At 60.2% G+C, this 23,786-nt stretch carries 19 protein-coding genes; 12 read left to right on the forward strand and 7 right to left on the reverse strand.

Features of this window, described 5'->3' with window-relative positions:
* Positions 1 to 12: 12 nt before the first annotated feature.
* The 6 genes from I9188_RS19550 to I9188_RS19575 all read right to left on the reverse strand — a co-directional run bounded on the left by I9188_RS19550 (position 13) and on the right by I9188_RS19575 (position 7,626).
* Positions 13 to 753, reverse strand: coding sequence for an Asp/Glu racemase (locus tag I9188_RS19550; RefSeq protein ID WP_209507953.1), 741 nt, complete (start codon positions 751 to 753; stop codon positions 13 to 15).
* Positions 750 to 1,817 carry a histidinol-phosphate transaminase gene (locus tag I9188_RS19555; protein ID WP_209507955.1) on the reverse strand — a complete coding sequence of 356 codons (1,068 nt, stop codon included), beginning with the start codon at positions 1,815 to 1,817 and terminating at the stop codon, positions 750 to 752. Before I9188_RS19555 ends, I9188_RS19550 begins: the two co-directional genes overlap by 4 nt.
* A complete protein-coding gene (locus I9188_RS19560; protein ID WP_209507957.1) occupies positions 1,814 to 3,466 on the reverse strand; it encodes a hydantoinase B/oxoprolinase family protein in 1,653 nt (550 codons plus the stop codon). The genes I9188_RS19555 and I9188_RS19560 overlap by 4 nt, the downstream gene beginning before the upstream one ends.
* Positions 3,466 to 5,559, reverse strand: coding sequence for a hydantoinase/oxoprolinase family protein (locus tag I9188_RS19565; protein ID WP_209507959.1), 2,094 nt, complete (start codon positions 5,557 to 5,559; stop codon positions 3,466 to 3,468). The genes I9188_RS19560 and I9188_RS19565 overlap by 1 nt, the downstream gene beginning before the upstream one ends.
* Before the next feature lie 243 nt (positions 5,560 to 5,802).
* The gene (locus I9188_RS19570; protein WP_209507961.1) at positions 5,803 to 6,903 is read right to left on the reverse strand and encodes a Gfo/Idh/MocA family oxidoreductase; all 1,101 of its coding nucleotides are present in this window, start codon (positions 6,901 to 6,903) and stop codon (positions 5,803 to 5,805) included.
* A gap of 12 nt (positions 6,904 to 6,915) precedes the next feature.
* Positions 6,916 to 7,626, reverse strand: coding sequence for a GntR family transcriptional regulator (locus I9188_RS19575; protein WP_209507963.1), 711 nt, complete (start codon positions 7,624 to 7,626; stop codon positions 6,916 to 6,918).
* 105 nt (positions 7,627 to 7,731) lie between these two features.
* Between I9188_RS19575 and I9188_RS19580 the strand changes: the two genes are divergently transcribed.
* The 6 genes from I9188_RS19580 to dctP are packed head-to-tail and all read left to right on the forward strand — an operon-like array spanning position 7,732 to position 13,308.
* Positions 7,732 to 8,886: an LLM class flavin-dependent oxidoreductase gene (locus tag I9188_RS19580; RefSeq protein WP_209507965.1), complete on the forward strand. Its 1,155-nt coding sequence runs from the start codon at positions 7,732 to 7,734 to the stop codon at positions 8,884 to 8,886.
* The gene (locus I9188_RS19585) at positions 8,886 to 9,776 is read left to right on the forward strand and encodes an aldo/keto reductase (protein ID WP_209599725.1); all 891 of its coding nucleotides are present in this window, start codon (positions 8,886 to 8,888) and stop codon (positions 9,774 to 9,776) included. Before I9188_RS19580 ends, I9188_RS19585 begins: the two co-directional genes overlap by 1 nt.
* A complete protein-coding gene (locus I9188_RS19590; protein WP_209507993.1) occupies positions 9,776 to 10,291 on the forward strand; it encodes a flavin reductase family protein in 516 nt (171 codons plus the stop codon). Before I9188_RS19585 ends, I9188_RS19590 begins: the two co-directional genes overlap by 1 nt.
* A 53-nt stretch (positions 10,292 to 10,344) precedes the next feature.
* On the forward strand, positions 10,345 to 10,932 hold the full coding sequence (locus tag I9188_RS19595; RefSeq protein ID WP_209507970.1) for a TRAP transporter small permease subunit: 588 nt from the start codon (positions 10,345 to 10,347) through the stop codon (positions 10,930 to 10,932).
* On the forward strand, positions 10,933 to 12,222 hold the full coding sequence (locus tag I9188_RS19600; protein WP_209507972.1) for a TRAP transporter large permease: 1,290 nt from the start codon (positions 10,933 to 10,935) through the stop codon (positions 12,220 to 12,222).
* 24 nt (positions 12,223 to 12,246) lie between these two features.
* On the forward strand, positions 12,247 to 13,308 hold the full coding sequence (gene dctP / locus I9188_RS19605) for a TRAP transporter substrate-binding protein DctP (RefSeq protein WP_209507974.1): 1,062 nt from the start codon (positions 12,247 to 12,249) through the stop codon (positions 13,306 to 13,308).
* 30 nt (positions 13,309 to 13,338) lie between these two features.
* Here the strand turns inward: dctP and I9188_RS19610 are convergent, their stop codons facing one another.
* A complete protein-coding gene (locus tag I9188_RS19610; protein WP_209507976.1) occupies positions 13,339 to 13,809 on the reverse strand; it encodes a tetratricopeptide repeat protein in 471 nt (156 codons plus the stop codon).
* 33 nt (positions 13,810 to 13,842) lie between these two features.
* Between I9188_RS19610 and I9188_RS19615 the strand changes: the two genes are divergently transcribed.
* The 6 genes from I9188_RS19615 (at position 13,843) to I9188_RS19640 (ending at position 23,591) form a co-directional block, all read left to right on the forward strand.
* A complete protein-coding gene (locus I9188_RS19615) occupies positions 13,843 to 15,096 on the forward strand; it encodes a cytochrome c peroxidase (protein ID WP_348540360.1) in 1,254 nt (417 codons plus the stop codon).
* A 134-nt stretch (positions 15,097 to 15,230) separates the two neighbouring features.
* The gene (locus I9188_RS19620) at positions 15,231 to 16,337 is read left to right on the forward strand and encodes a saccharopine dehydrogenase NADP-binding domain-containing protein (RefSeq protein WP_209507978.1); all 1,107 of its coding nucleotides are present in this window, start codon (positions 15,231 to 15,233) and stop codon (positions 16,335 to 16,337) included.
* 3 nt (positions 16,338 to 16,340) lie between these two features.
* Entirely contained in the window at positions 16,341 to 17,852 is a 1,512-nt protein-coding gene (locus I9188_RS19625; protein WP_209507980.1) for an aldehyde dehydrogenase family protein, read from the forward strand.
* A gap of 274 nt (positions 17,853 to 18,126) precedes the next feature.
* Positions 18,127 to 19,023 carry a cyanophycinase gene (locus I9188_RS19630; RefSeq protein ID WP_209507982.1) on the forward strand — a complete coding sequence of 299 codons (897 nt, stop codon included), beginning with the start codon at positions 18,127 to 18,129 and terminating at the stop codon, positions 19,021 to 19,023.
* 15 nt (positions 19,024 to 19,038) lie between these two features.
* Entirely contained in the window at positions 19,039 to 21,840 is a 2,802-nt protein-coding gene (gene cphA / locus I9188_RS19635; protein ID WP_209507984.1) for a cyanophycin synthetase, read from the forward strand.
* A 14-nt stretch (positions 21,841 to 21,854) separates the two neighbouring features.
* The gene (locus tag I9188_RS19640; protein ID WP_209507986.1) at positions 21,855 to 23,591 is read left to right on the forward strand and encodes a Mur ligase family protein; all 1,737 of its coding nucleotides are present in this window, start codon (positions 21,855 to 21,857) and stop codon (positions 23,589 to 23,591) included.
* Positions 23,592 to 23,786: the final 195 nt, after the last annotated feature.

Here is a 23,786-nt window from a genome sequence, read left to right on the forward strand (position 1 = left end):
TCTGACCCACGGCTATAGCAGATCAAACACCCGCCCCGGAACATTTCTGTGCCTTGGCAGGTCAAGCGCCCGCATCAGGGCAAACATCATGGCCTGGTTGGACGTTACAACAGGTTTATCAAGGGCTGTTTCGATCCGGTCTATGGCCTCGACCGCGCGCATGTCGGTGCAGCTGAGTATGATGGCCTCGGCCTTTGGGTGGTCGGCCTGCATGGCAAGGTCGAAAACCTCGTCCGGGGTCAGTTCACCCTGCCCGTAATTGCCCAGCTCGCGGCCGATATCCGCGCATTTCACCGTTGCGATCCGGTTCTGCGTCAGAAAATCCATGGCCTGCGTGTTGATCTCGCCCAGATAGGGCGAAGAAAAACCGACCCGGGACACGCCAAGCGCATGGATCGCGCCAACCAGCGCCCCTGCGGCGGTAATACACACGGCGCCCGACGCGGCCCTGATGTCCTGCGCCAGCTTTCGATCAAAGGACGAGCCATGGGTCAGCGTGGCAGAGGTACAGCCATAGAGCACCACATCGGGCCGAACGCCCGAGATCATCTTGAGGTCGTGGCTGATATCCGAGGCCCCCAGACCCGCCATCTGATCCGATCCGGGGATCTCATCCACGTCATAGCCACCCATTCGCTGAAAATGCACCGTCGTGTCCGGGCAGCGCATCAGCATCATGTCAGCTTCGAGATTGGTGTTGGTAAAGGGCACAAGCACCCCGATTTTGGCCCGTGTCCGGGTTTCAAAGGTCATGACGTCACCTCTTTCAGAACAGTCAGGCAGCGCTCCATCACTGCCGTGTCGCAGATCGTTGCGCGCAGGCAATCCGCGAGGCCATAGCCGCCCATTCCGCGCATGAGCAAACCCGCTTTGCGCAACGCAGCATCCGCTTTTTGCGCCGTCGCGGCATCGGCAAAGCGGATCAGGACAAAATTGGTGTGGCTGCGCGGAACAGATAATCCCAGCGCCCGGCATCCATCGGCAAAGCCATCCCGGATGGCGGCGGTTCTGGCAACCGTGTCGCGCATGTGGGGCTGATCCTGCATCGCTGCCGTTGCCATGGCCTGAGAGAGGGTCGATACGTTGTTGGGGTTGAGCAGCTTTCGCAGCTCAATCGCGACCTCTGACGGGAACAGACCCCAACCCACGCGCGCGCCCGCCAGACCGTAAGCCTTTGAAAAGGTGCGTATGACCACGGTATCCCCACGTGCGACGAGGGCAAAGATTTCAGCCGGGTCGTGATCGCGATCGGCGAATTCGGCATAGGCCTGATCGACCACCAGCAGCACGTTCCCGGGCAGGGTGCCGCGCAGGCGGATGATCTCGGTATTCGGGATCAGGGTGCCGGTCGGGTTGCCGGGGTTGCAGACAAAGACGATCCGGGTTTCAGGCGTGACAGCGGCCAGAATGTCATCGACCGAGACGGTCAGATCAACCTCGCGCGCTTTCACATAATCTGCCCGCACCTGCGCCGTGGCTGAGGCCACATAGGCATAGCCGTAATCCGTGCCCAATACATGGTCGCCCGGCCCTGAATAAGCGCGGATCAGGCAGCCGATCAACTCCATCGATCCGGCACCGCACAGGATGTTGTCGGCTGGCACCCCGTGCGCCTGAGCGATGGCCGCGCGCAGGTCCGACCAGTCGGGATCGGGATAAAGCGGCATCCGGTGCAATGCCGCCTGGCCCGCCGCAGTTGCGGCAGGGCTGACCGGAAAGGCGCTTTCATTCTGGGCCAGAGATACAGTGTCCGGCGCGCCCAGATCGGCCAGCGCATAGGCCGCCATGGCACGAATGTGACCAACTGCGCGGATCATGAGGCACCCCCATAGGCTTTGGCCCCTTCTTCCGTGACCAGCCCGCGCCTGAGGTCCAGCGCCAGCGCCTCGGGGTCGCGCGCGGCCGGATTGCCAAAGCCGCCGCCGCCGGGGGTGTCGAAGATCAGGTAATCGCCGCTTTCCACGCGTAGCTCACCCTTGCCCGGAATGTCGCCGCCGCCATCGCGGAACCGGATACGTCCCGGCGCGCCGGGCAGGCCGCCCATGCGACCCAGAGCCGGGAATTTCAGTCGTTCGACCGACAGGAAGACGATGAAGGCGGCATCGTTCGCGGACGTCATCTCGATCCGCTGACCCAATCCGCCCCTGAACTGGCCTGCGCCGCCCGAGTCGGGCAACAATTCGCGTCGCCACATGATCACGGGTGCGACACTTTCGGTTATTTCCACCTGCGAGCCGAACACCCCCGAAGGGTAGGCTGTCGCAGACAGGCCGTCCGCGTGGGGCCGCGCCCCGGTGCCGCCATTGTGAACGGGTTCGATGGCAAATTCGCGCCCGCCATTCGCCGCCACTTCGGGCGCGTGGCGCATTGGCAGGTCGAACATGCACGACGCCCCTTCGGCGGGCACCTGATCGGGCAGCGCCTGATGCAGGCAGCCCAGAACCAGATCCGGTGTAACCTGCCCCAGCGTATGCCGCATGGCCACCGGCACCGGATGTTGGGCGTTCAGGATGCAACCCTTGGGGCCGTCCACCGTGAATGGTTCCAGCGAGCCCGCGTTGTTCGGGATATCCGGCCCGACGATGCAACGCAGGGCAAAGACCGTATAGGCGGTGGCATAGTTCAAAGGCACGTTGATGCCCTTTTTCGAACACCCGGACGTGCCCGTGAAGTCGACATGTATCCCGTCTTTGGTGACGGTGAGTGTCGCGTGCAGCTCCAGCTCGGCCTCATAGCCGTCCATGCGCAGCACGTTTTTGTACACGCCTTCGGGCACCTCGGCGATGGCCTGCAACGCACCTTTACGCGAGGTGTCGATGATATATGTGCCAAGCCTGTCCAGATCATCGATCCCGAACTCCTCCATCATCGCAACAAGGCGGTTCACCCCAGCCTCGCAACAGGCGATCAGGGCGTAGATGTCGCCCTCATTGGCCACAGGCTCGCGCGAGTTGGCGCGGATGATATCCATCAGCAGCGCATTGGGCGTTCCGGCCTCGACCAATTTGCAAGGCGGGATCAGCAGGCCTTCGTCATAGATGTCCGAGCCTTCAGGCCCCATGCCAAGACCACCCAGATCCACCAGATGCGAGGTGCATGAGGTAAAGCCCACCACCCTGCCGTCCTTGAACGCGGGCATCATCAGCAGGAAGTCGTTCAGATGCCCCGAGGCCAGCCAAGGGTCGTTCGTCATGTAGATGTCGCCGGGGCGCATATCCTGCACCGCGAAACGGGCGCGCAGGTGCAGCACGGCCTCGGCCATGGTGTTGATATGGCCTGGTGTTCCGGTCACGGCCTGCGCCAGCATCCGGCCATTCACGTCGAATATCCCGGCGGAAATGTCGCCGCATTCGCGCACGATGGGCGAGAAAGCCGCGCGGATCAGGGTCTGGCCCTGTTCTTCGACCACTGCCAGCAGGCGGTTCCACATCACTTGCAGGCGGGCGGGGGACAGATCAGCGGTCATTATGCGCCTCCTTTCTGATCCTGTATCAGGACAAGGTTGCCGATTGCGTCCATCTGAGCCGAGAAATCAGCGGATACGAGTGTGGTTGTTTGTGGTTCATGGATCAGCGCGGGGCCTGCCACATAGTCTCCGGGGCGCATATCGGCGCGGGCGACAAAGGCGGCCCGTTTTATCGTACCATCCAGATCACAGGTGATGGGGCGCGTCTGCGTGACCTGAAATGCGGTTTGGGCGGGTGTTTCCGACACCGCGGGCACCGCCTTGTCCGGGGTGGCAACGCGAACCGCCCAGTTGAGAACCTCGATCTTCATCCCCGGCACGGGGCGTGAGAATTGTTTGCGGTATTCCCTTTCGAATGCAGCCGTCAGCGGGGCGATATCCCGGTGCGTCAGGGCGCGGTCCGGCAAGGTAATCTCGATCTCATGCCCCTGCCCGCTATAGCGCATGAAGGCGGTGCGCAGGGTTTCGGTGGGTGCGTCCCCTGCCCCTTGGGCGACGACCTCTTTTGCTTCGGCAATCATCGTATCAAACAGGGCGTTCATCCCGTCCATGTCCATGCTGTCGAGCAGGGAATAGCGCGAGCGGACGATTTCGAAGGATACCGGGGCAAACAGGAACCCAACCGCCGAACCAACGCCGGGATTGGGTGGGATCACGATACGCGACACCCCGGCGGACCGGGCGACGCGGGTGGCATGCAGCGGCCCGTTGCCACCAAAGGCAATCATGGTGCGCGGGCCAAGGTCCTTGCCGCTTTCAACCGCGTGCATCCGCCCGGCGCTGGCCATGCTTTCGACAACGATGCGGCTGACTCCATCTGCCGCACCTGTTGCATCCAGCCCCAGTTTTTCCCCGATCACACGTCTCAGGGCGGCCTTTGCGCCATCGGGGTCAAGCTGGATATGCCCCTCGGCAAAGGTGTCGGGCACGATATAGCCCAGAGTGATGTCGCTGTCGGTAACGGTCGGATCGGTTCCGTCGCGCATGAAGGCGACCGGTCCGGGTTCCGAGCCTGCCGATTTCGGCCCGACCGTCAGACGCCCGAGACGGTCAACACCCGCGATCGAACCGCCGCCAGCGCCGATTTCAATCATCTCGATCACCGGAATGCGCACCGGCATTCCCGACCCCTTGATGAACCGTGCCGCGCGGGCGATTTCGAATGAGCGCGAGGTCTGGGGGCGCGCGTTGTCGATCAGGCAGAGCTTGGCGGTGGTGCCGCCCACATCGAAAGACAGGACCTGATCCAACCCGGCACGCGCCGCGATGCGAGCGGCCAGAATGGCCCCTCCGGCGGGGCCGGATTCCACCAGACGAATGGGGAAACGCGTGGCGGTGCTGATCGTGCACATACCGCCGCCTGCCGTCATCATCAGGATCGGACAGGTTACGCCCTCGGCTGTGAACTGATCCACGAACCGGGTCAGATAGCTTTCCATCAGCGGCTGAATATAGGCGTTTGCCACAGTGGTGCAGAGCCGATCAAACTCTCGCGCTTCGGGGCTGACATCGGACGAGATTGAGACGGTCAAACCGGGGCGGTGTCGCGCCAGAACATCGCGCAAACGCCGTTCGTGGGCCGGGTTGGCGTAGGAATGCATCAGGCAGATGGCCACCGCCTCGGCCCCGCTGGCGTCAATCTCGGCCAGCAAACGATCTACTTGCCCTTCATCCAGTTCAATCAGCACCTTGCCTTCTGCCGACATGCGTTCGCATATGGTCAACGAGCGTTCGCGCGGCACCAGCATGTCTGGCTTTTCAAGGTTGATGTCGTATTGGGAATACCGACGCTCGTACCCGATATCGAGAATATCGCGGAACCCTTCGGTGCAGACCGTGGTCACGACCGCCCCGCGCCGTTCGATCAGCGCGTTGGTTGCCAGAGTGGTTCCGTGAATAAATCCGGTGACATCATTCAGCGACCGGCCAGCCTGCGCCATGACGCGCCGTGCGCCCTCCAGTGCGCCTTCTGCCGGGTTCTGGTGGGTGGTCAGGGTTTTGGTGGAGGCCAGTATCGTCTCATCACCCGAGACGAGGACCGTGTCGGTAAAAGTGCCGCCAATATCGATGGCGAGGCGCAGAGCGGTTGTCATGAGGTATTCCGTTGTCGTCTGAAAGCAGGCAGGCAGAACGGCCCCGCAGGGCGGTTACCGGCGCGTCGTGACCAGATCACAGCCGGTCGCACGGCGATCCAGACGGGTGGGAATACACTGACAGGTCATACAGTTTTGTCCCCTACTGCGCCCCGCTTCACTAGCTGGTTTACGACAGATTGGCCCGCAAGCGACACATTTGTCACCGCAGAGGGTTCTGCCCTGAACCTGCCTGGGGTCAGTCTAAGGGTGCTTTAGGTGAACCGTTTCGCCGGTTTGCAGGGCCTGCTGCGCCGCCAATCCCATTCGCACCGCCCACAGACCGTCTTGCACTGTTACATCCGGTTCGGCCTTGTGCCCGCGCACCAGATCCAGAAACCCCCTGTGCTGATAATAGGTCGAGCCGTTGTGGTCACCGGCAGCCAGCAAGCGGGGATCGACAGGGATGTCGTGCGATATTGGCCCCTTGGGGTCCCGCGGGCTGACGATGACCTGCGGCACGGGCGGCGATCCCAGATGGTCGGGCCAGAACCGTCCCGGCCCCGGCACCAGAGCCTCGACCTTGGCGTTGGGCCCGATGGCCGAAATCTCTTCCTGATAGCGGGCGCCTTCGGCGAACATGCACAGTTCGAGCATCGCGCGCGCGCCATTGGCGAAATCGACCAGAACATAGCCGTGATCCAGTATATCGGGTGTTTCGCCCCCGTAGGTTTCGTCCAGATGGTTCACCGCCTGCCCGCCGCTTGCGGTGATCCGCACCGGGTCGGATTGCAGGATCAGCCGCATCAGATCGAAGAAATGGCAGCATTTTTCAACAAAAGTGCCGCCGGTGTTGCGGTTGAACCGGTTCCAGTCGCCGACTTTGCGCAGAAATGGAAAGCGATGTTCCCGGATCGACAGCATCCTGACCCCGCCTGTGTCACCGATCTTGTCGATCAGGGTCGCGATGGGCGGCATATAGCGGTATTCCATTGCGACCCAGATCGGGTGTGGATAGTCGCGCTGAACCTTCTCTAGCCTTGCGGCGTCCTGGGGGTTGGTGAACAGGGGCTTTTCCACCAATAGCGGCAAGGGGCGCGTTTGCGCGATTTCACAGATCTGGTCGACATGCATGTGATTTGGGCTGGCGATGACCAAGCAGTCCAGGTCTTCGATATCCAACACCTCTTGCACCGAGCGTGCCATAACCGCACCCGGCGCAATCGCCTGCGCGGCTTTTGCCATCCCGGGATCGGGTTCGAATATCGCCGCGACACGCGTGCCGTCCAGCAGGGCGATGTTGTGCAGGTGTTCCTGCCCCATCATGCCACATCCGATCAGCCCGTAATTGATGGTCCGGGTCATGCGCGTTTCCTTTTACTTCAGACGTTGGACATAGGTGGCCCGGTCCGGGTCGAACCAGGTCTTGGAAAATTCGAGAGGTTCGGCCTTGTCCGACCAGCTGAACCGTTCGATATAGCCCACCGCTTCACCGGCGGCTTTGGTGAACGCCACGGGCGTCCAATCGGGCAGCTGACCAATCGATACGCGATCTTCGGCCCGTGATATCCAGAAGCCCAGCTGGTGCTGATAATAGCGATAGAGCGAGTCTGACAGCAGGCTTCGCTTGATCAGGCCGGCTGATTCGTCCAGCCAGATTTCCTCGACCGCGATGATTGTGTCATTCAGATAGCGCATCCGACGTACGCGCGATCCGGTGTCTGAGGTGCCAAAATCCGGCAGATCGGAAGGTTTCTTCAGATGATCGACCGACAGGATATCCGCACGCGGCAACCCGCCCCCTTGGGGCAGTTCCAGCCGGAACATCGCGTAGACGCTGTTCTGGGTTCCGGTCTCGCGGATGTAATTTCCTGACCCCTGAATACGCTCCAACATGCCTTTTTTCTCAAGCTCGGCGAGCGATTTTCGCAGCGTGCCGACCGACACGTTCAGCTCGGCCGCCATGTCGCGTTCCGGGGGCAGACGCTCACCATCGATCAAGCGGCCTGCAGCGATATCGCGGATCAGCAGCTCGGCAATCTGAACGTAGATAGGCAGGGCATTGGGGTTTCGGGTGTTGGGGGGCATTTCAGGCGCTTCATTCGGTCGCAGGAAAAATTGATACACTATTGATCTACATCAATGTGATTGCTACGCAAGAGGAAAGTAAAAGATGCACGGAGCGTGAATCAAATGACCATCGTCCCCATCACATCCCCTGATCTGGATGCGGCCGAGGTTTCGTGGTTCGCCGCCTTATGTTCGGACGATTATCAGTTCCTGGGTGTGCCTGATGGTGATCTGCGGTCCAGCTGGGAGCATTGCTCGGCCATCGTGAAAGAGGCCGAGGCGCAGGGGTTCCGCAACATCCTGTGCCCGTCGTCTTATCAGGTTGGGCAGGACACGCTGAGCTTTGTCGCCGGTTGTGCGCCGATCACGCAGAAGATCAACCTGTTGGCCGCCGTGCGCTGCGGCGAGATGCAGCCAATCATGCTGGCCCGCACGATCGCGACGCTGGATCACATGCTGAAGGGGCGGCTGACCGTCAACATCATTTCATCCGATTTTCCCGGCGAAAAGGCCGACAGTGCCTATCGCTATCAACGCTCGCGCGAAGTGGTCGAGATCCTGAAACAGGCCTGGACACAGGACGAGATCAACCATGCGGGCGAGGTCTACAACTTTACAGGCCTGACAACCGACCCGGCGCGGCCCTATCAGACTGGCGGGCCGCTGCTGTATTTCGGCGGCTATTCGCCCTCGGCGCTGGAGCTGTGCGGCGAACATTGTGATGTGTACCTGATGTGGCCGGAAACCAAGGATCAACTGGCCGAGCGGATGAAAGCTGTTCATGCAGTGGCCGAAAACTACGACCGCACGCTGGATTACGGCCTGCGGGTTCACATGATCGTTCGCGATACCGAGGCCGAGGCGCAGGAATACGCGGATTACATCGTTTCAAAACTGGATGACGACTATGGCCGCGCGATCCGCGAGCGGGCGTTGGATGCAACGTCGCTTGGCGTGGCGCATCAGGCCAGGAACCGTGATCTGGCGGATGAATATGGCTATGTGGAACCCGGTCTGTGGACCGGCGTCGGCCGCGCCCGTTCGGGCTGTGGTGCGGCACTCGTCGGATCAACCGATCAGGTCATGTCAAAGATCGAAGATTACCGGAAGATGGGCATTCGCGCTTTCATCTTCTCGGGCTATCCGCACATGGATGAGGCCAAGCATTTCGGTGCGCGTGTGATGCCGCATCTGAAAACATGCTCGCTGCCCGAAGCATACGGGCGTGTGCCCAAGACACCCCCGGCCACACCGCTGGGCAACGGAGTGCGCCGCTGATGCAACGCGTGAAACTATCCCCGACGCTGGAAATGAGCCGCCTTGTCTATGGCATGTGGCGGCTGGGTGACGATAGCGACACCTCGGCAGGGCATGTCGAGGCCAAGATTCAAGCCTGCCTTGATCAGGGCATCACCACCTTCGATCAGGCCGACATATATGGCGGATACGCGGCCGAAGCCGTTCTGGGCAACGCCTTGCGCGCCAATCCCGGCCTGCGCCAAAAGATGGAGATTGTCACCAAATGTGACATCGTCGCGCCCGTGGGGCGGCATTCAGATGCGAAGGTCAAATACTATGACACCTCGCGCGCGCATATCCTGAAGTCCATCGACATGTCGCTGTCGGAAATGGCCATCGACCACATCGATCTGCTGCTGATCCACCGCCCTGATCCGTTCATGGACCACCACGAAACCGGGGCTGCGCTGGATGAGGCTGTCGCCAGCGGCAAGGTAGGCGCGGTTGGTGTTTCGAATTTCCGTCCGTGGGACTGGACCCTGCTGCAATCGGCGATGAAAACCCGGCTGGTCACCAACCAGATCGAGATCTCACTGGGCGAGATCGCCCCTTTCACCAATGGTGATCTGGCGTTTCACCAACAGCACGGTCACCACCTTATGGCGTGGTCGCCGCTGGGGGGTGGGCTGTTGATGGCCGGAAACCCGCCCGTTGGGGTTGTTGCCGATGAAATCGCAGAGGAGTTCGGTGTAGACCGGGCCGCTGTGGCCGTGGCCTTCCTGCTGGCTCATCCGGCGGGCATTCTGCCGGTTCTGGGCACCAACAACCTGAACCGTATCAAACGCATCTCGGACGCGCTGAAAGTCACAATTGATCGCGAAACCTGGTTCCGCCTGTACGAGGCGGCGCTGGGGCATGAGGTAGCATGATGAACGCAATCTCAAGAAACATGACCCACACCTTTGTGCCAACCAAGGACGACACCCGGACCCTGCGGGATGCTTTTGGGCGGTTTGCAACCGGCGTTACCATCGTGACATGCGACAGCGGTGATGGCCCGATCTGCATCACAGCCAACAGCTTTTCGTCGCTGTCGCTGGACCCGCCACTGATCATGTGGGCCGGCGACCGCAACTCGCGCCGGTTCCCCTATTTTCGCGCGGCACCGCATTTCACGGTGCATGTGTTATCGTCTGCGCAGGCTGAGCTGTGTTTTGGCTGCTCGAAAGATGCCCATGCCCTGCGCGACATCCGGCACGAGCGCTGTGCAAACGGCACCCCGCTGCTGTCGGATTGTCTGGCACGGTTTGAATGCGAACAACATGCCTATCACGACGCGGGCGATCACGTGATCGTGGTGGGCAAAGTCCTGAAGGCCAGCATGAGCGACGGCGACGCGCTGACGTTCTATGCCGGGAAAATGGGCCAATTCGCGCAGCACTAAGCGCGATCTGACGACCGCGGGACACACCCGCGGCTGAACAAGGGAGGATCCGCATGGGCGGACTGGCATCGGTGCTTGCGCCGATTGCATTTGTGAACGAAACCGTGCTGCGTCTGGGCCGCGCGGTTGGCGTTGTTGCGATTGCATTCATGGTCATCGCAATCCTGATTCAGGTGTTCTTCCGATACGTTCTGGGCAACGCCCTGCCGTGGCCGGATGAGGCCGCGCGGTTCTGCATGTTGTGGATGACCGGATTGATGGCACCGACGGCCTTTCGGCGCGGCGGTTTTGTAGCTATCGACATGCTGCAACGGTTTCTGCCGCGTATGCTCGGCCTGTCGCTCAATCTGTTCCTCCTGCTGATCTCGCTGGCCGTGCTTTTGGTTGCGGTCAATATCGGCTGGTCCGAGGTCACGGGCTTTGGCGGCAGGTTCGCCACCGCCGCCCTGTACCTGCCGACATCGCTTGGGTTTGACGAGTGGTATCGCATTCCGCGCAGCTGGATGATGGCTTCGCTGCTGGTGGGGATCATTCTGCTGATTTCGGTCAATATCGAGCTTATCCTGCGTTCCGTGGTCACCCTGCTTGGCGGTGCGCATTTGTTGCCAGATATTCCCGACGCGGCCGTGGGGGCCGAATAGATGCTGATCTGGTTCCTGCCCACTTTCCTGATTTTCCTGTTGATCGGACTGCCAGTCTTTTTCGCGCTTCTGGCAGCACCCGGCATTCTGCTGTGGCTGAACGGACAGACGAATGACATCACCCTGCTTTATCGCAATGTCTACAACGGCATGGACAGCTTTCCGCTGATGGCCATCCCGTTCTTCATGATGGCCGGGGAAATGATGAACCGTGGCGGCATCACCATCCGCCTTGTCGAATTCAGCCAGGCCCTGATGGGCCACCTGCGCGGCGGGCTGGCGCATGTAAACGTGCTGAGCTCGATCCTGTTCGCGGGCCTTTCGGGATCAGCGGTGGCTGACACATCCGCCCTGGGGTCGATGCTGATCCCGGCGATGGAAAAACAGGGCTACACCCGCAAATTCGCCGCCGCCATCACAGCCGCGAGTTCGGTGATCGGGCCGATCATCCCGCCCTCGGGCATTATGATCATCTATGCCTATGTCATGGGAGAAAGCGTGGCCGCCCTGTTTCTTGCAGGCATCGTGCCCGGAATCATGGTGGGTGTCGGCCTGATGGTGATGATCAAATTCATGGCCGACAAGTACTATTTTCCCGTCGCCAGCCGGAAATACACATGGGATGAGCGGCGCAAGGCCAGCCTCAAGGCGTTCTTCCCGCTGATGACGCCGGTGATCATTCTGGGCGGCATTCTGGGGGGTATATTTACCCCGACCGAAGCCGCGGCAGTCGCTGTGGGCTACGCGTTTATCATCGGGTTTTTCGTTCTGCGCACACTGACCCTGAGGGAAATTCCCGACGTTCTGAGCAATGCAGGTATGACGTCGGCCGTGGTGTTGTTGTTGGTTGGCGCAGCAATGGCGTTCAAGACCGTGGTCAGCCTGAGCCACGCCCCGGAACAATTGGCTTCGTTGATCCTCAGCCTGTCGGAAAATCCGCTGATCCTGTTGTTCCTGATCAACCTGTTGTTGTTTATCGTCGGGATGTTTCTGGACGCAGGCCCTGCGATCATCATCCTTGGGCCTATCCTTGGCCCGATTTTCACCAGTCTCGGTGTAGACCCGATCCATTTCGCCATTATCATGAGCGTCAATCTGACCGTCGGCCTTGCAACGCCCCCTATGGGGCTGGTGCTGTTCGTGGCCGCCGCCGTGTCGCGGGAGCGGGTCGAGACAATCGCCAAGGCGATCCTACCGTTTCTGGCGGTCGAAATTATCGTGATCTTTCTGATCACCTACATCCCCGCACTATCCATGACGATCCCGAGGATAACGGGATTTGCAAACTGACTGAGTATCACAGGGAGGAAACGCATGCTCGGAAACTTCATCAAAACAGCGGCGATTGCCACATCGCTTGTGGCCGCGTCTGCAGTCGCGGCGACGGCTGCGGACTATACGCTGCGCGCCACAGCCAATTCGAACGAAAATGACGAGGATTATGACGGTCTTATCGTTTTCAAGAACTATGTCGAGGCGGCGTCGAACGGCGCCATCGAGGTTGAGCTGTTCATCGGCACCCAGCTGTGTTCGAACGGTGCTGAATGCCTGCAGGGCGTGGCGGATGGCACCATCGATATCTATATCTCTACCTCGGGCGGGGCGTCGGGCATCTTCCCCTATGTGCAGGTTCTGGACCTGCCCTATCTGATGGCCGATGACCGGATCGCCGAGCATGTTCTGTCAGGCGATTTCACCCGCACCATGCGCGACATGGCGCTTGAGGATTCCGGTGGCGCGATCCGCCTGATGACCATCGGCAACACCGGTGGCTGGCGCAACTTCGCCAACACAAAACACCGCGTCGCCGAGCCTGCCGACATGGAAGGTCTGAAAATCCGCACCGTCGTTGCAGACCTGCCGCAGGAACTGGTCAAAGCACTGGGCGCATCACCGACCCCGATTCCGTGGCCGGAACTGTTCACCAGCTTCCAGACTGGCGTTGTCGAAGGCTCGAAAAACGGCATCACTGACATTATGGGCATGAAGTTCCCCGATGCGGGACTGCAATATGTCACGCTGGACGGGCACGCCTATATGGGCGCGCTGTGGTGGATGAACAACGCCAAGTTCCAAGCGATGCCGGAAGATGTGCGCCGGGTCGTTGTCGATGGGTTCTACGCCCTTCAACAAGCCACCTTTGCCTCGCCCAAGCGCAAATCGATTCAGGCGTATGAAGACTTCGTCGCAGGTGGCGGTGACCTGTACGTCCCAACGCCCGAGCAAAAGGCTGCGTTCAAAGAGGCTGCCACTCCGGTCTATGCCTGGTTTCAGTCCAATGTTGCCCGTGGTGATGAAATCTTTGCCGCGCTAACCGAAGCCGTCGCAGCGGCCGAGGCGGATGTGAACGCCTCGCGCAATGCGGACCTGAACTAAACGGATGGGTCGGGCCTTGTGGCCCGGCCCTTATCGAAACGGGTACATCCACCCTTTGTAGTCGTTGACCAGAACATGCGCCTTCTTAATCTGCTCCGGCGACATTTTCTTGATCACTTCCTCAAGGCTGATCGCAGCATCGGGATCGCCGCCAATGGCGCTGAGCGTGTACCACATATAGGCCCGCACCAGATCGGGCGCGGGCATTCCCAGACCCAGTTCATAGTACCAGCCAACCCCCGACTGTGCCCCCGGATGCCCCTTCATCGAGGCACGCAGATACCATTCAAACGCTCTTTCGTGGTCCTGCTCGACCCCAAGACCCAACCCATACATCACACCAATCAGTTCCTCGGCCTCGGCATTGCCCGACCGGGCGGCAGGCAGCAGTTCCGCGCGCGCGGCTTCAAACTCCCCGGCCTCCATCATGTCACGGGCCTGTTCCAGTTCAGCCAGAGCCGGGGTCGCAAGAAAACAAAGGGTAAAGAGAAACTGGCGCATTGGGCGATTGTCCTCGTATGGGCGGGGGCCGCGGTGGCGCAGGACCTGCCGCGCCCGCTGACGGATGATGACTTTATCCCATTTGATATGGAACAGGCCGCTATCGGTCATCAACTGTTTTACGATCCGATCCTGTCAGGCAATCAGAACATTTCATGCGCCCATTGCCATCACCCCGATTTCGGCACCTCTGACGGGTTGTCCCTGGGGATCGGCGAAGGCGGACTGGGGTTGGGGCCGGACCGCACACCGGGCACCGGCGCGGACAGGATCCGCAAACGCATTCCCCGAAATGCGCCGGGGTTGTGGAACCTCGGGGCAAAGGACATTCATACCGTTTTCCACGATGGCCGCCTGAGCATCTCGAACATCTATGGCAACGGGTTCAATTCGCCTGCACAGGAATGGCTGCCCGGGGGACTGAACTCGCTTTTGGCAGCGCAGGCCCTGTTCCCGCTGACCGCGCAGTTCGAGATGGCCGGTAATGTCGCCGAAAATCAGGTGACCGGCGCGGTTCACGACAGGATCGACAAGGGCTGGCCGATCCTTGCCAAACGCGTGCGGACCGATCCGCGCTATGGCCCCGCCATAGTCGCGGCTTTTGACGACATTGAGACCACCGAAGACATCACGATCACCCAGATCGCCAACGCGCTGGCGGCCTTCATGGCCATCGAATGGCGCAGCACCGACAGCCCATTCGACCAGTACTTGGCTGGGGACAAGGATGCGCTGTCAGACGTCCAGAAAGACGGGATGAACCTGTTTTATGGCAAGGCACGATGCGCGACCTGCCACGCGGGTCCGTTGATGTCGGACCAAAAGTTTCACGCGCTGGGTTTGCCGCCATTCGGGCCGGGCCGGACCCGGCAATGGGACCCATATGCGCGAGACGTTGGCCGGATGGCGGAAAGCAACCGCCTGGAAGACGCCTATCGCTTTCGCACTCCGATGCTGCGCAATGTCGCCCTGACCGCGCCCTACGGGCATAACGGTGCTTTTGCAGACCTCGAAGGCATGGTCCGTCACCATCTTGACCCCCAGACCAGCCTTGCCAAATGGAAACCCGACATGGCTGCGTTGCCCAAGGTTCCCTGGCTGCAAGAGGCGGATTTCGTGGTGTGGGACGACCGGTTCGAAATGGAACGCCAGCGCAGCAGGATCGATATAACACCAATGACGCTTTCGGATGCGGAAATCGGCGCCCTTGTCGCATTTCTGCATTCACTGACGGGCACCGGTGTTGGCTCTCCTCCTTTCGGGGTGCCTGCCGATTTCAATCCTTGACGGCGTTCACGTCATAGCGACAAGCGATCCGGCATAACGTCGGATAAGTCGATCACTTCGTCAAATTGCGGCCTATGAAATGTCTGGCCAGCCCTGCACCATAATATCAGGAACAGAAATTTACGGAGACGTTGATGTCTTGGAATATTTGCGTAATCGGGGCTGGCAAGATCGGTCAGATGATCGCGACGCTGCTGAGGGCCTCGCCAAACTATACAGTGACTGTGGCCGACCATGACCTGAAAGCACTGGGTGAAATCACAAGGCTTGGTATTGGCACGAAACAGATTGATGCCCGGGATGCGGACAGTCTGGCAAAGGAACTGACCGGGTTTAACGCCGTGGTTTCAGCGGCACCGTTCTTTCTGACTCCGAACATTGCCAAGGCCGCCAAAGAGGCGGGCGCGCATTATTTTGACCTGACCGAAGACGTTGCGGCCACCGAGGCCGTACGTGAACTGGCCGAAGGCAGTGAGACGGCTTTCATGCCGCAATGTGGTCTGGCACCTGGTTTTGTGGGTATCTCCGGAGCCGCGCTTGCAGCAGAGTTTGATGAACTAGACAGCCTGCACATGCGGGTGGGCGCGCTGCCGCTTTATCCGACCAATGCGCTGAAGTACAATCTGACCTGGTCGACCGATGGGTTGATCAACGAGTACTGCAACCCCTGCGACGCCATTGTGAACGGCAAACTGGTCAAGACCGCGCCGCTGGAAGATTACGAGATTCTGGGTCACGATGGTGTGGAATACGAATGCTTCAACACCTCGGGCGGATTGGGCACACTGCCGGAAACGCTGGAAGGCAAGGCGCGGGCCGTGTCTTATCGCACGATCCGGTATCCCGGCCATTGCGAAATCCTGAAACTGCTGCTGCACGATCTGGGGTTGGAACGCCGCCGCGATCTGCTGAAAGATATCTTCGAGACCGCCCTGCCCCGCACCGATCAGGACGTTGTGCTGGTCTATTGCACGGCCAAGGGCTTGATCAACGGCGTTCTGCGCGAGAAATCCCTGATCAACAAAAGCTTTGCCCGCACCATCAACGGACAGGTCTGGAGTGCCATTCAGGTCACCACAGCTGCGGGTATTCTGGGCGTCGTTGACCTGATGCGCACCGGCACGCTGCCTTCGAAAGGGTTTGTCCGGCAGGAACAGGTCAAACTGAATGACTTCCTGAAAACAGAATTTGGCCAGCTGTATCGTGCTGGTGACGTGACCCGGCAAAACAAGGCGGCCTGAGATATGAAAGACATCGTAATGACAGCCAAAACCACGCTTGCGAATCTGGATCTGACGGATGCCGCATTGAAAGGCGGCACTCTGAAGGTGACGTCACCGATTGACGGCAGCCTTCTGGGCGAAGTGCACGAAACTCGGGCCACCGAAATGGACGCGATAATTGCCCGCGCCAAAACCGCGTTCAAGGCGTGGCGCGTTGTGCCAGCCCCGCGTCGGGGCGAGTTGATCCGCCTGCTGGGCGAAGAGTTGCGCGCGGCCAAGGACGATCTGGGCGCACTTGTCAGCTGGGAGGCCGGCAAAATCACGTCCGAAGGTCTGGGCGAAGTGCAGGAGATGATCGATATCTGCGACTTTGCCGTTGGCCTGTCGCGTCAGCTTTATGGTCTGACCATCGCGTCGGAACGCCCAGGTCACCGGATGATGGAAACCTGGCATCCGGCGGGTGCTGTCGGCGTGATCTCGGCCTTCAATTTCCCGGTTGCCGTCTGGTCGTGGAATGCCGCTTTGGCGCTGGTTTGCGGCGATCCGGTGATCTGGAAACCATCCGAAAAGACGCCGCTGACAGCGATGGCCTGCCAAAAGATCTTTGAACGCGCGCTGGTGCGGTTTGGCGATGCCCCCGAAGGGTTGCTTCAGGTCCTGATCGGTGGCGCGGAGTTGGGCGAGGCGCTGGTGGCCAGCGAAGATGTTCCGATCATCTCGGCCACGGGTTCGACACGTATGGGTCGTGCGGTTGCGCCCATTGTTGCGGCACGCTTTGGCAAGTGCATTCTGGAACTGGGTGGCAACAACGCGATGATCGTCGGCCCTTCGGCGGATCTGGAAATGGCCGTGCGCGCCATTGTCTTCTCGGCCGTTGGGACCGCCGGTCAGCGTTGCACCACGCTGCGCCGTCTGATCGTGCACAACTCGATCCGCGAGGAATTGGTGGGCCGCCTGAAAAAGGCTTATGCCGGTTTGCCCATCGGCAATCCGCTGTCTGAGGGCACGTTGATCGGGCCACTGGTGGATGAGGCATCGGGTGCCGCCATGACGGCCGCACTGGAGGCCGCAAGGGCCGAAGGCGGTACAGTGTTCGGCGGCGAGCGCGTGACCGAAGGGCTTCCTGCGGGGGTCTATATGCAGCCCGCAATTGTCGAAATGCCCGGCCAAAGCGCGGTTGTGAAAACCGAAACCTTCGCGCCGATCCTTTATGTCATGGGCTATGACGACTTTGACGACGCGATCCAGCTTCAAAACGATGTACCGCAAGGGCTGTCATCCTGTGTGTTCACGCTGAACATGCGCGAGGCCGAGCAGTTCCTGACTGCGGCGGGGTCGGATTGCGGTATTGCCAACGTCAACATCGGCCCCTCGGGCGCCGAGATCGGCGGTGCATTCGGAGGTGAGAAGGAAACCGGCGGCGGACGCGAAAGCGGCTCGGACGCGTGGAAAGCCTATATGCGCCGCCAGACCAACACCGTGAACTACTCGGCAGAGCTCCCGCTGGCGCAGGGTGTCAAATTCGACATCTGAACCAGCGCGCAAACTGACGGGCAATCTGATCCCCCCGGAGCTTTGATGTTTCGGGGGGATCGCTTTTGTCGTGCAGGGTTTGGCACTGGCAGGCTGAAGCAGGCACAAAACCGGTGGTTCTTGACGAAATCCCTGCCGTGCGGCATGTGATGTCGCTGGGGGGGGAACGGCATGTCCGATAAGGTCAGATGGCCCGACACGGCATGTATGAACAGGTTAAGCGACCGAGTGGCCCCGATGGCTGGCTGCTTTTATACCGGAAGGTAAGTAAGATATGTGCCCTGCACCCGTTGATGCAGAGACCCCGCGCGGGTTCATCATCCCGATCGGCGGCGGCGAAGACCGCGTCAAGGAAATGCAGATTCACCGCAAGTTCGTTGAGCTGTCTGGTGGTCCTAATGCTGATATTGTCGTGATCCCGACGGCCTCGATGCTGGAAGAGACCGGACCGGATTACAATCGCATCTTTTCCGAGCTGGGTGCGGGCAAGGTCGAATTTCTGCCCATCTCGCGGCGTGCCGATTGCGACAATCCTGATTATGCCGAGATGCTGGACCGCGCCACAGGGATATTCATGACCGGTGGCAACCAGCTGCGGCTTTCGGCGATTCTGGGTGGCACGCTTGTGGCGCAGAAAATACGCCGCCGCAATGCGGCCGGTGTGCCGGTTGCCGGCACTTCAGCCGGGGCGTCGATCATGTCCGAACATATGGTGGCCGGGGGCAGCAGCAACTCGGCCCCGGCTGAGGGCAATATCACGCTGGCTCCGGGCATGGGTTTGACCAACGCCGTCATCATCGACCAGCACTTCACACAGCGCAATCGGCTGGGTCGCTTGTTAACTGCTTCATCTTTCAACCCTTTTTTGATTGGGCTGGGTATCGATGAAGACACGGCAGCCTTCATCGGGCCCGATAATGTCCTTGAAGTCGTAGGCAGCGGATCGGTTACCGTCGTGGATGCCAGTCATCTGACCCATTCATCGATGTGGGACGCGCGCCGCGGCGAAGCGCTGAGCCTGCTTGGGCTTCGGCTTGACGTTCTGGGCGAAGGGTGCCGTTATGATCTGACGGCTCGCCAGGCTTTTCCGCCGGATGAGCATATGGCGTTCTGCACATTGCCGGACATGTCCGGGCAAGAGGTCGCCAGCGGGGAGAAAACAAAAAGCTAACCAGCGGGGAGCCTCATGAAAATAATCTCGACCAATGTCTTTGTCGGCCCGAACGTCTGGGCAAGTTTTCCGGTCATTCGCCATGTCATCGATCTGGGTGTTCTGGAAGAATGGCCCTCGGCAAGGATTGGTTCCGAGTTTATTGACGCCTTGATCAAGGCGCTTCCCGGTCTGGCGGAACATGGCTGCTCCTATCGCGAACCCGGCGGCTTCGTCCGCCGCCTGCGCGAGGATGAAGGCACCTGGCTGGGACATGTGCTGGAACATTGTGCCATCGAGGTGCAGAACGTGGCCGGGTCCGACGTGACCTTTGGCCGGACGCGCGGCACGGGTGAGCCGGGCCAGTACAATATGGTCTATGAATACCGCCAGCGTGACGTCGGTCTGGATGCGGGCAAGCTGGCGATGCGGTTGCTGATGCATCTGCTGCCACAATCCCTGAAAGATCAGATCGATTACGAATTCGACCCTGACTTCAACTGGGATGAAGAACTGCGCAGCTTTGTTCTGCGGGCGCAACGCAAGGAATTTGGCCCGTCAACCGGGTCGCTGGTCAAGGCGGCGCAGGAACGCGACATTCCGTGGATCAGGCTGAACTCGGGATCGCTTGTGCAATTTGGGCACGGCAAGTTTCAGAAACGCATTCAGGCGACGATTACGTCCGAGACCAAGCATATCTCGGTTGAGATTTCCTGTGACAAGGAAGACACCCATAACCTGCTGAACGATCTTGGCCTGCCGGTTCCGCAGCAGCGCATGGTCTATTCGGCCCGCGAGGCCGTGCGCGCTGCCGCGCGGATCGGGTTTCCCGTGGTGGTCAAGCCCTTGGACGCAAACCATGGGCGCGGCGTTTCGATCAATCTGAATTCCGATGCCGAGGTCGAGGCAGGCTTTGCCGAGGCCAAGGAGCATTCGCGCAGCCGCGCCATTCTGGTTGAAAGCTTCATCACCGGATTTGATCACCGGATGCTGGTCGTGAACGACAAACTGGTTGCGGTGGCCAAACGCGTCCCCGGCCATGTGACAGGCGACGGCACTCATACGATTGCCGAACTGGTCGACATCGTGAACCAGGACCCGCGCCGGGGCATCGGGCACGAAAAAGTACTGACCAGGCTCGAGCTGGACAATCAGGCAAACCGCCTGATGGAGAATGCGGGCGTGACAGAAGACACTGTCTTGCCCGAGGGCGAGGTTTTCTATCTGCGCTCGACCGCGAACCTGTCAACGGGTGGCACCGCCATCGACCTGACCGACGTGGTGCATCCTGACAACCGCGACATGGCCGAACGCGCCATCATGGCCGTCGGGCTGGATGTGGGCGGTGTCGATTTCCTGATCGACGATATCACCAAATCCTACAAGGATATCGGTGGCGCGATTGTCGAAGTAAACGCCGCCCCCGGTTTCCGGATGCATGTGGCCCCGTCCGAAGGTCAGCCGCGCGATGTGGCGGGCAAGGTCATCGATATGCTGTTCCCCGCCAATGAACAGACCCGCATCCCGATTGCGGCCATCACCGGCACCAACGGCAAGACGACCACGTCGCGGATGCTGGGTCATATCATGAAAACCAGCGGCAAGATCGTTGGCATGACCTCGACCGACGGCGTCTATGTGGATGGCAAGCTAAGCGTAAAGGGGGATATGACCGGCCCGAAATCGGCGCAGATCGTCCTGCGTGATCCGATGGTCGATTTTGCGGTGATGGAAACCGCGCGGGGCGGGCTGGTGCGCTCGGGTCTGGGCTATCAACGCTCGAACGTGGCGGCCTGTCTGAACGTCTCGGCAGATCATCTGGGTCTGGGCGGGATCAACACGGTCGAGGAGCTGGCCGTCGTCAAACGGGTGGTGGTGGAAAGCGCGACCGATACGGCCGTGCTGAACGCAGACGACATCAATTGTCTGAAGATGGCCGATTACGCCGGGGCGGATCAGATCTTCTATGTCACGACCAACCCCGGCCACAGTCTGGTCAAGGAACATATCAAGACAGGGGGCAAGGCCATCGTGCTGGAAAAAGGCATGAATGGCGACATGCTGACCATCTATGACAAAGGGCTTCACATCCCCGTTCTGTGGTCGCATCTGATCCCCGCCACGCTTGAGGGTAAGGCGATCTTCAACGTGCAAAACGCCATGGTCGCGGCGGCAATGGCCTATAGCTTTGGGGTCGATCTGGACAATATCCGGCATGGTCTGCGCACTTTCGACACCAGTTATTTCCAGGCGCCGGGTCGGATGAATGTCTATGATGAACATCCTTTCAAGGTAATCCTTGATTACGGCCACAACCCGGCCGCGCTGAAGGCGATGGCCGCTTTGGCCGATCAGTTGGAGGTCAAGGGCCGCAGGCTGTGCGTTGTTGCGATGCCCGGCGACCGGCGCGATGAAGACATTGTTGATGGGGCCGCAGCGCTGGCCGGGCATTTTGACCACTTCATCTGCAAGGCCGATGACCGCCGCCGGGGTCGCGGGCATGACGAAGTGCCGCAAATGATGCGGCAGGCCCTGATCGATTGCGGGACGCCGGACGACGTGATCTCGATCATTCCGGATGAGGTTGAGGCCGTAACCACAGCGCTGGAGATGGCGGCTCCGGGCGATCTTCTGGTGATCTTTGGCGATGACACCACACGGTGCTGGAAACAGATCATCTATTTCAATTCCGATGGCGAAACCTCTGAAACCGAGGCGACACCCGGGACCAGCCCCGCCGACACCACGTTCGAGGACATGTTCGACAGTGACCAGAACCTGATCCGGGACGAACGCGGCGTAAGACTGGCGCGTGAAATCAGCGAAGACGCGGATTGAGCGGAGGCACCGGAATGGACCGGATCGAAGAGCTTGAAACCGCGCTGACCATCGAATGCGCGACCGCTGATCATATTCAGGTGGATGACGCACGGCGCCTGACCGGCCCCGGCCTGTTATGGGATCACCCCGGCGCGGTGATGGATGTGTTTTTCACTGATATCGACCCCACGCAAGTCATTGCACTGTGGGAAAAACATGCCCGGTGCGTTCTGGATGCGCTTGGCTGGCAGGATCAGGCACTGACCCACCGAACCTTCACCGGTGGCGTCAATCTGGCAATCTCGGCACCGATGGATCAGCTTTATTCCGCGATCTTTGCGGCGCAGACCGCCTGGCATTTCTGCGCGGCAGAGTTGTTGGAGGCCACGCCGGGCGATTTTGATCAGATGATCCGGGACGTCAAAGGCGTCATGGCAAAGGAGGCCAACCCTGCGCTGATCGCCCTGATCGCGGCCGCCGAGGCGCATGGTGTGGATATCCTGTGCGACGATGACGAGATTTCCATCGGGCATGGCTCCGGCAGTCAAGTCTGGCCTGTCAACGCACTGCCCGCCCCGGATAACGTTGACTGGCCCTCCCTTCACAACATCCCCGTCGCCTTCATCACCGGAACCAATGGCAAGACCACCACGACCCGGTTGCTGGAGGCCATCGCCCGCGCCTCGGGCAAGGTCGCAGGGCTGACCTCGACCGAGTTTGTGCGGGTGGGTGATGATATTCTCGATCGCGGCGACTATTCCGGCCCCGGCGGAGGGCGGATGTTGCTGCGCGACAAGCGGCTTGAAATCGGCTGCCTTGAAGTGGCCCGTGGGGGTATCCTGCGTCGCGGCCTGCCGACGCGTGCGGCCATGGCCGCCACTGTCACCAATGTGGCGAATGATCATCTGGGGCAATACGGCGTGAACACGGTGCCCGAACTGGCTCAGGCGAAATTCGCCGTGCACCGGACACTGACCAAGGGCGGTGTTCTGGCCCTGAATGCCGATGATCCTTTTATCCGTGCCGAAGCCGAAAACACTGCGGCAAATATCTGGTGGTTTTCGCTGGATCCCGGGAATGATCTGATCCGTCGGGCGCGGGACGCGGGAACATGCTGCGCTTATGTCTCGCAGGGCAATATCGTCTTTTTCGACGGCCGGTCCGAGCAGGCGGTCATTGCCGTGTCCGACGTGCCCGTGACCATGGGCGGTGTCGCGAAATACAACATCCTGAACGCTCTGGCGGCTATGTGCCTTGCGCTGGCATTGAAACTGCCGCTTGAGGCGGTGCGGCAAGGGTTGGCCGGGTTCAAGCCGGATGCCAAGGACAATCCGGGTCGCTGTAACGAATTCCGGTACAACGGCGCTCAGGTTTTCGTGGATTTCGCGCATAATCCGCATTCGATTTCTGCCGTGTGCGATGCGCTGTCGGCCCTGCCGGCAAAACGGCGGTTCATCATGCTCAGCCATGCCGGAGACCGCTCGGATCAGGACATTCGGGACGTCACCGCAACCGCGTTGAACTTCCAACCCGACGTGGTCGTTGCTGCTGAACTGGAAGGGTATCTGAGGGGCCGCTCAATGGGAGAGATACCGGACCTGATCGAAAAGTCTGCCTTGGAACAGGGATATAACAAGACCCAGATCCAAAGGGCCGCATCCCCGTCCGAGGCCGCCGCGATGATCCTGAAACAGGTGGAACCGGGCGATCTTGCCCTGCTGCTGGTTCTGTCGGAACGCGACGCCGTGCTTGAGATGCTGGACCAGTAGGCGACCCAGCGGGTTGAAGGACCAGTAAGGCAGCGAGCCGCCACCTCCGGCTGAGGTCAGCTGAACAGCAATTTGCGTATCGCCCTTGCATTGACACCCAGCCTGACAATACTCGCCTAATACAGGCAACAGGTTTTTGAGGTTGGGTGATATGGAGATTGAGCAGACGGGTTTGTCGGGTGTGTTGGTTATTCG

Source organism: Ruegeria sp. HKCCSA071, from assembly GCF_017872555.1.
GTDB lineage: Bacteria > Pseudomonadota > Alphaproteobacteria > Rhodobacterales > Rhodobacteraceae > Ruegeria.

Coding starts and splice junctions, on each gene's coding strand:
- I9188_RS19575 (WP_209507963.1), bottom strand. CDS start 7,626: ATGCCCCCCAACACCCGAAACCCCAATGCCCTGCCTATCTACGTTCAG.
- I9188_RS19585 (WP_209599725.1), top strand. CDS start 8,886: ATGCAACGCGTGAAACTATCCCCGACGCTGGAAATGAGCCGCCTTGTC.
- I9188_RS19560 (WP_209507957.1), bottom strand. CDS start 3,466: ATGACCGCTGATCTGTCCCCCGCCCGCCTGCAAGTGATGTGGAACCGC.
- I9188_RS19580 (WP_209507965.1), top strand. CDS start 7,732: ATGACCATCGTCCCCATCACATCCCCTGATCTGGATGCGGCCGAGGTT.
- dctP (WP_209507974.1), top strand. CDS start 12,247: ATGCTCGGAAACTTCATCAAAACAGCGGCGATTGCCACATCGCTTGTG.
- I9188_RS19640 (WP_209507986.1), top strand. CDS start 21,855: ATGGACCGGATCGAAGAGCTTGAAACCGCGCTGACCATCGAATGCGCG.
- I9188_RS19550 (WP_209507953.1), bottom strand. CDS start 753: ATGACCTTTGAAACCCGGACACGGGCCAAAATCGGGGTGCTTGTGCCC.
- cphA (WP_209507984.1), top strand. CDS start 19,039: ATGAAAATAATCTCGACCAATGTCTTTGTCGGCCCGAACGTCTGGGCA.
- I9188_RS19565 (WP_209507959.1), bottom strand. CDS start 5,559: ATGACAACCGCTCTGCGCCTCGCCATCGATATTGGCGGCACTTTTACC.
- I9188_RS19600 (WP_209507972.1), top strand. CDS start 10,933: ATGCTGATCTGGTTCCTGCCCACTTTCCTGATTTTCCTGTTGATCGGA.
- I9188_RS19620 (WP_209507978.1), top strand. CDS start 15,231: ATGTCTTGGAATATTTGCGTAATCGGGGCTGGCAAGATCGGTCAGATG.
- I9188_RS19630 (WP_209507982.1), top strand. CDS start 18,127: ATGTGCCCTGCACCCGTTGATGCAGAGACCCCGCGCGGGTTCATCATC.
- I9188_RS19570 (WP_209507961.1), bottom strand. CDS start 6,903: ATGACCCGGACCATCAATTACGGGCTGATCGGATGTGGCATGATGGGG.
- I9188_RS19625 (WP_209507980.1), top strand. CDS start 16,341: ATGAAAGACATCGTAATGACAGCCAAAACCACGCTTGCGAATCTGGAT.
- I9188_RS19590 (WP_209507993.1), top strand. CDS start 9,776: ATGAACGCAATCTCAAGAAACATGACCCACACCTTTGTGCCAACCAAG.
- I9188_RS19610 (WP_209507976.1), bottom strand. CDS start 13,809: ATGCGCCAGTTTCTCTTTACCCTTTGTTTTCTTGCGACCCCGGCTCTG.
- I9188_RS19595 (WP_209507970.1), top strand. CDS start 10,345: ATGGGCGGACTGGCATCGGTGCTTGCGCCGATTGCATTTGTGAACGAA.
- I9188_RS19555 (WP_209507955.1), bottom strand. CDS start 1,817: ATGATCCGCGCAGTTGGTCACATTCGTGCCATGGCGGCCTATGCGCTG.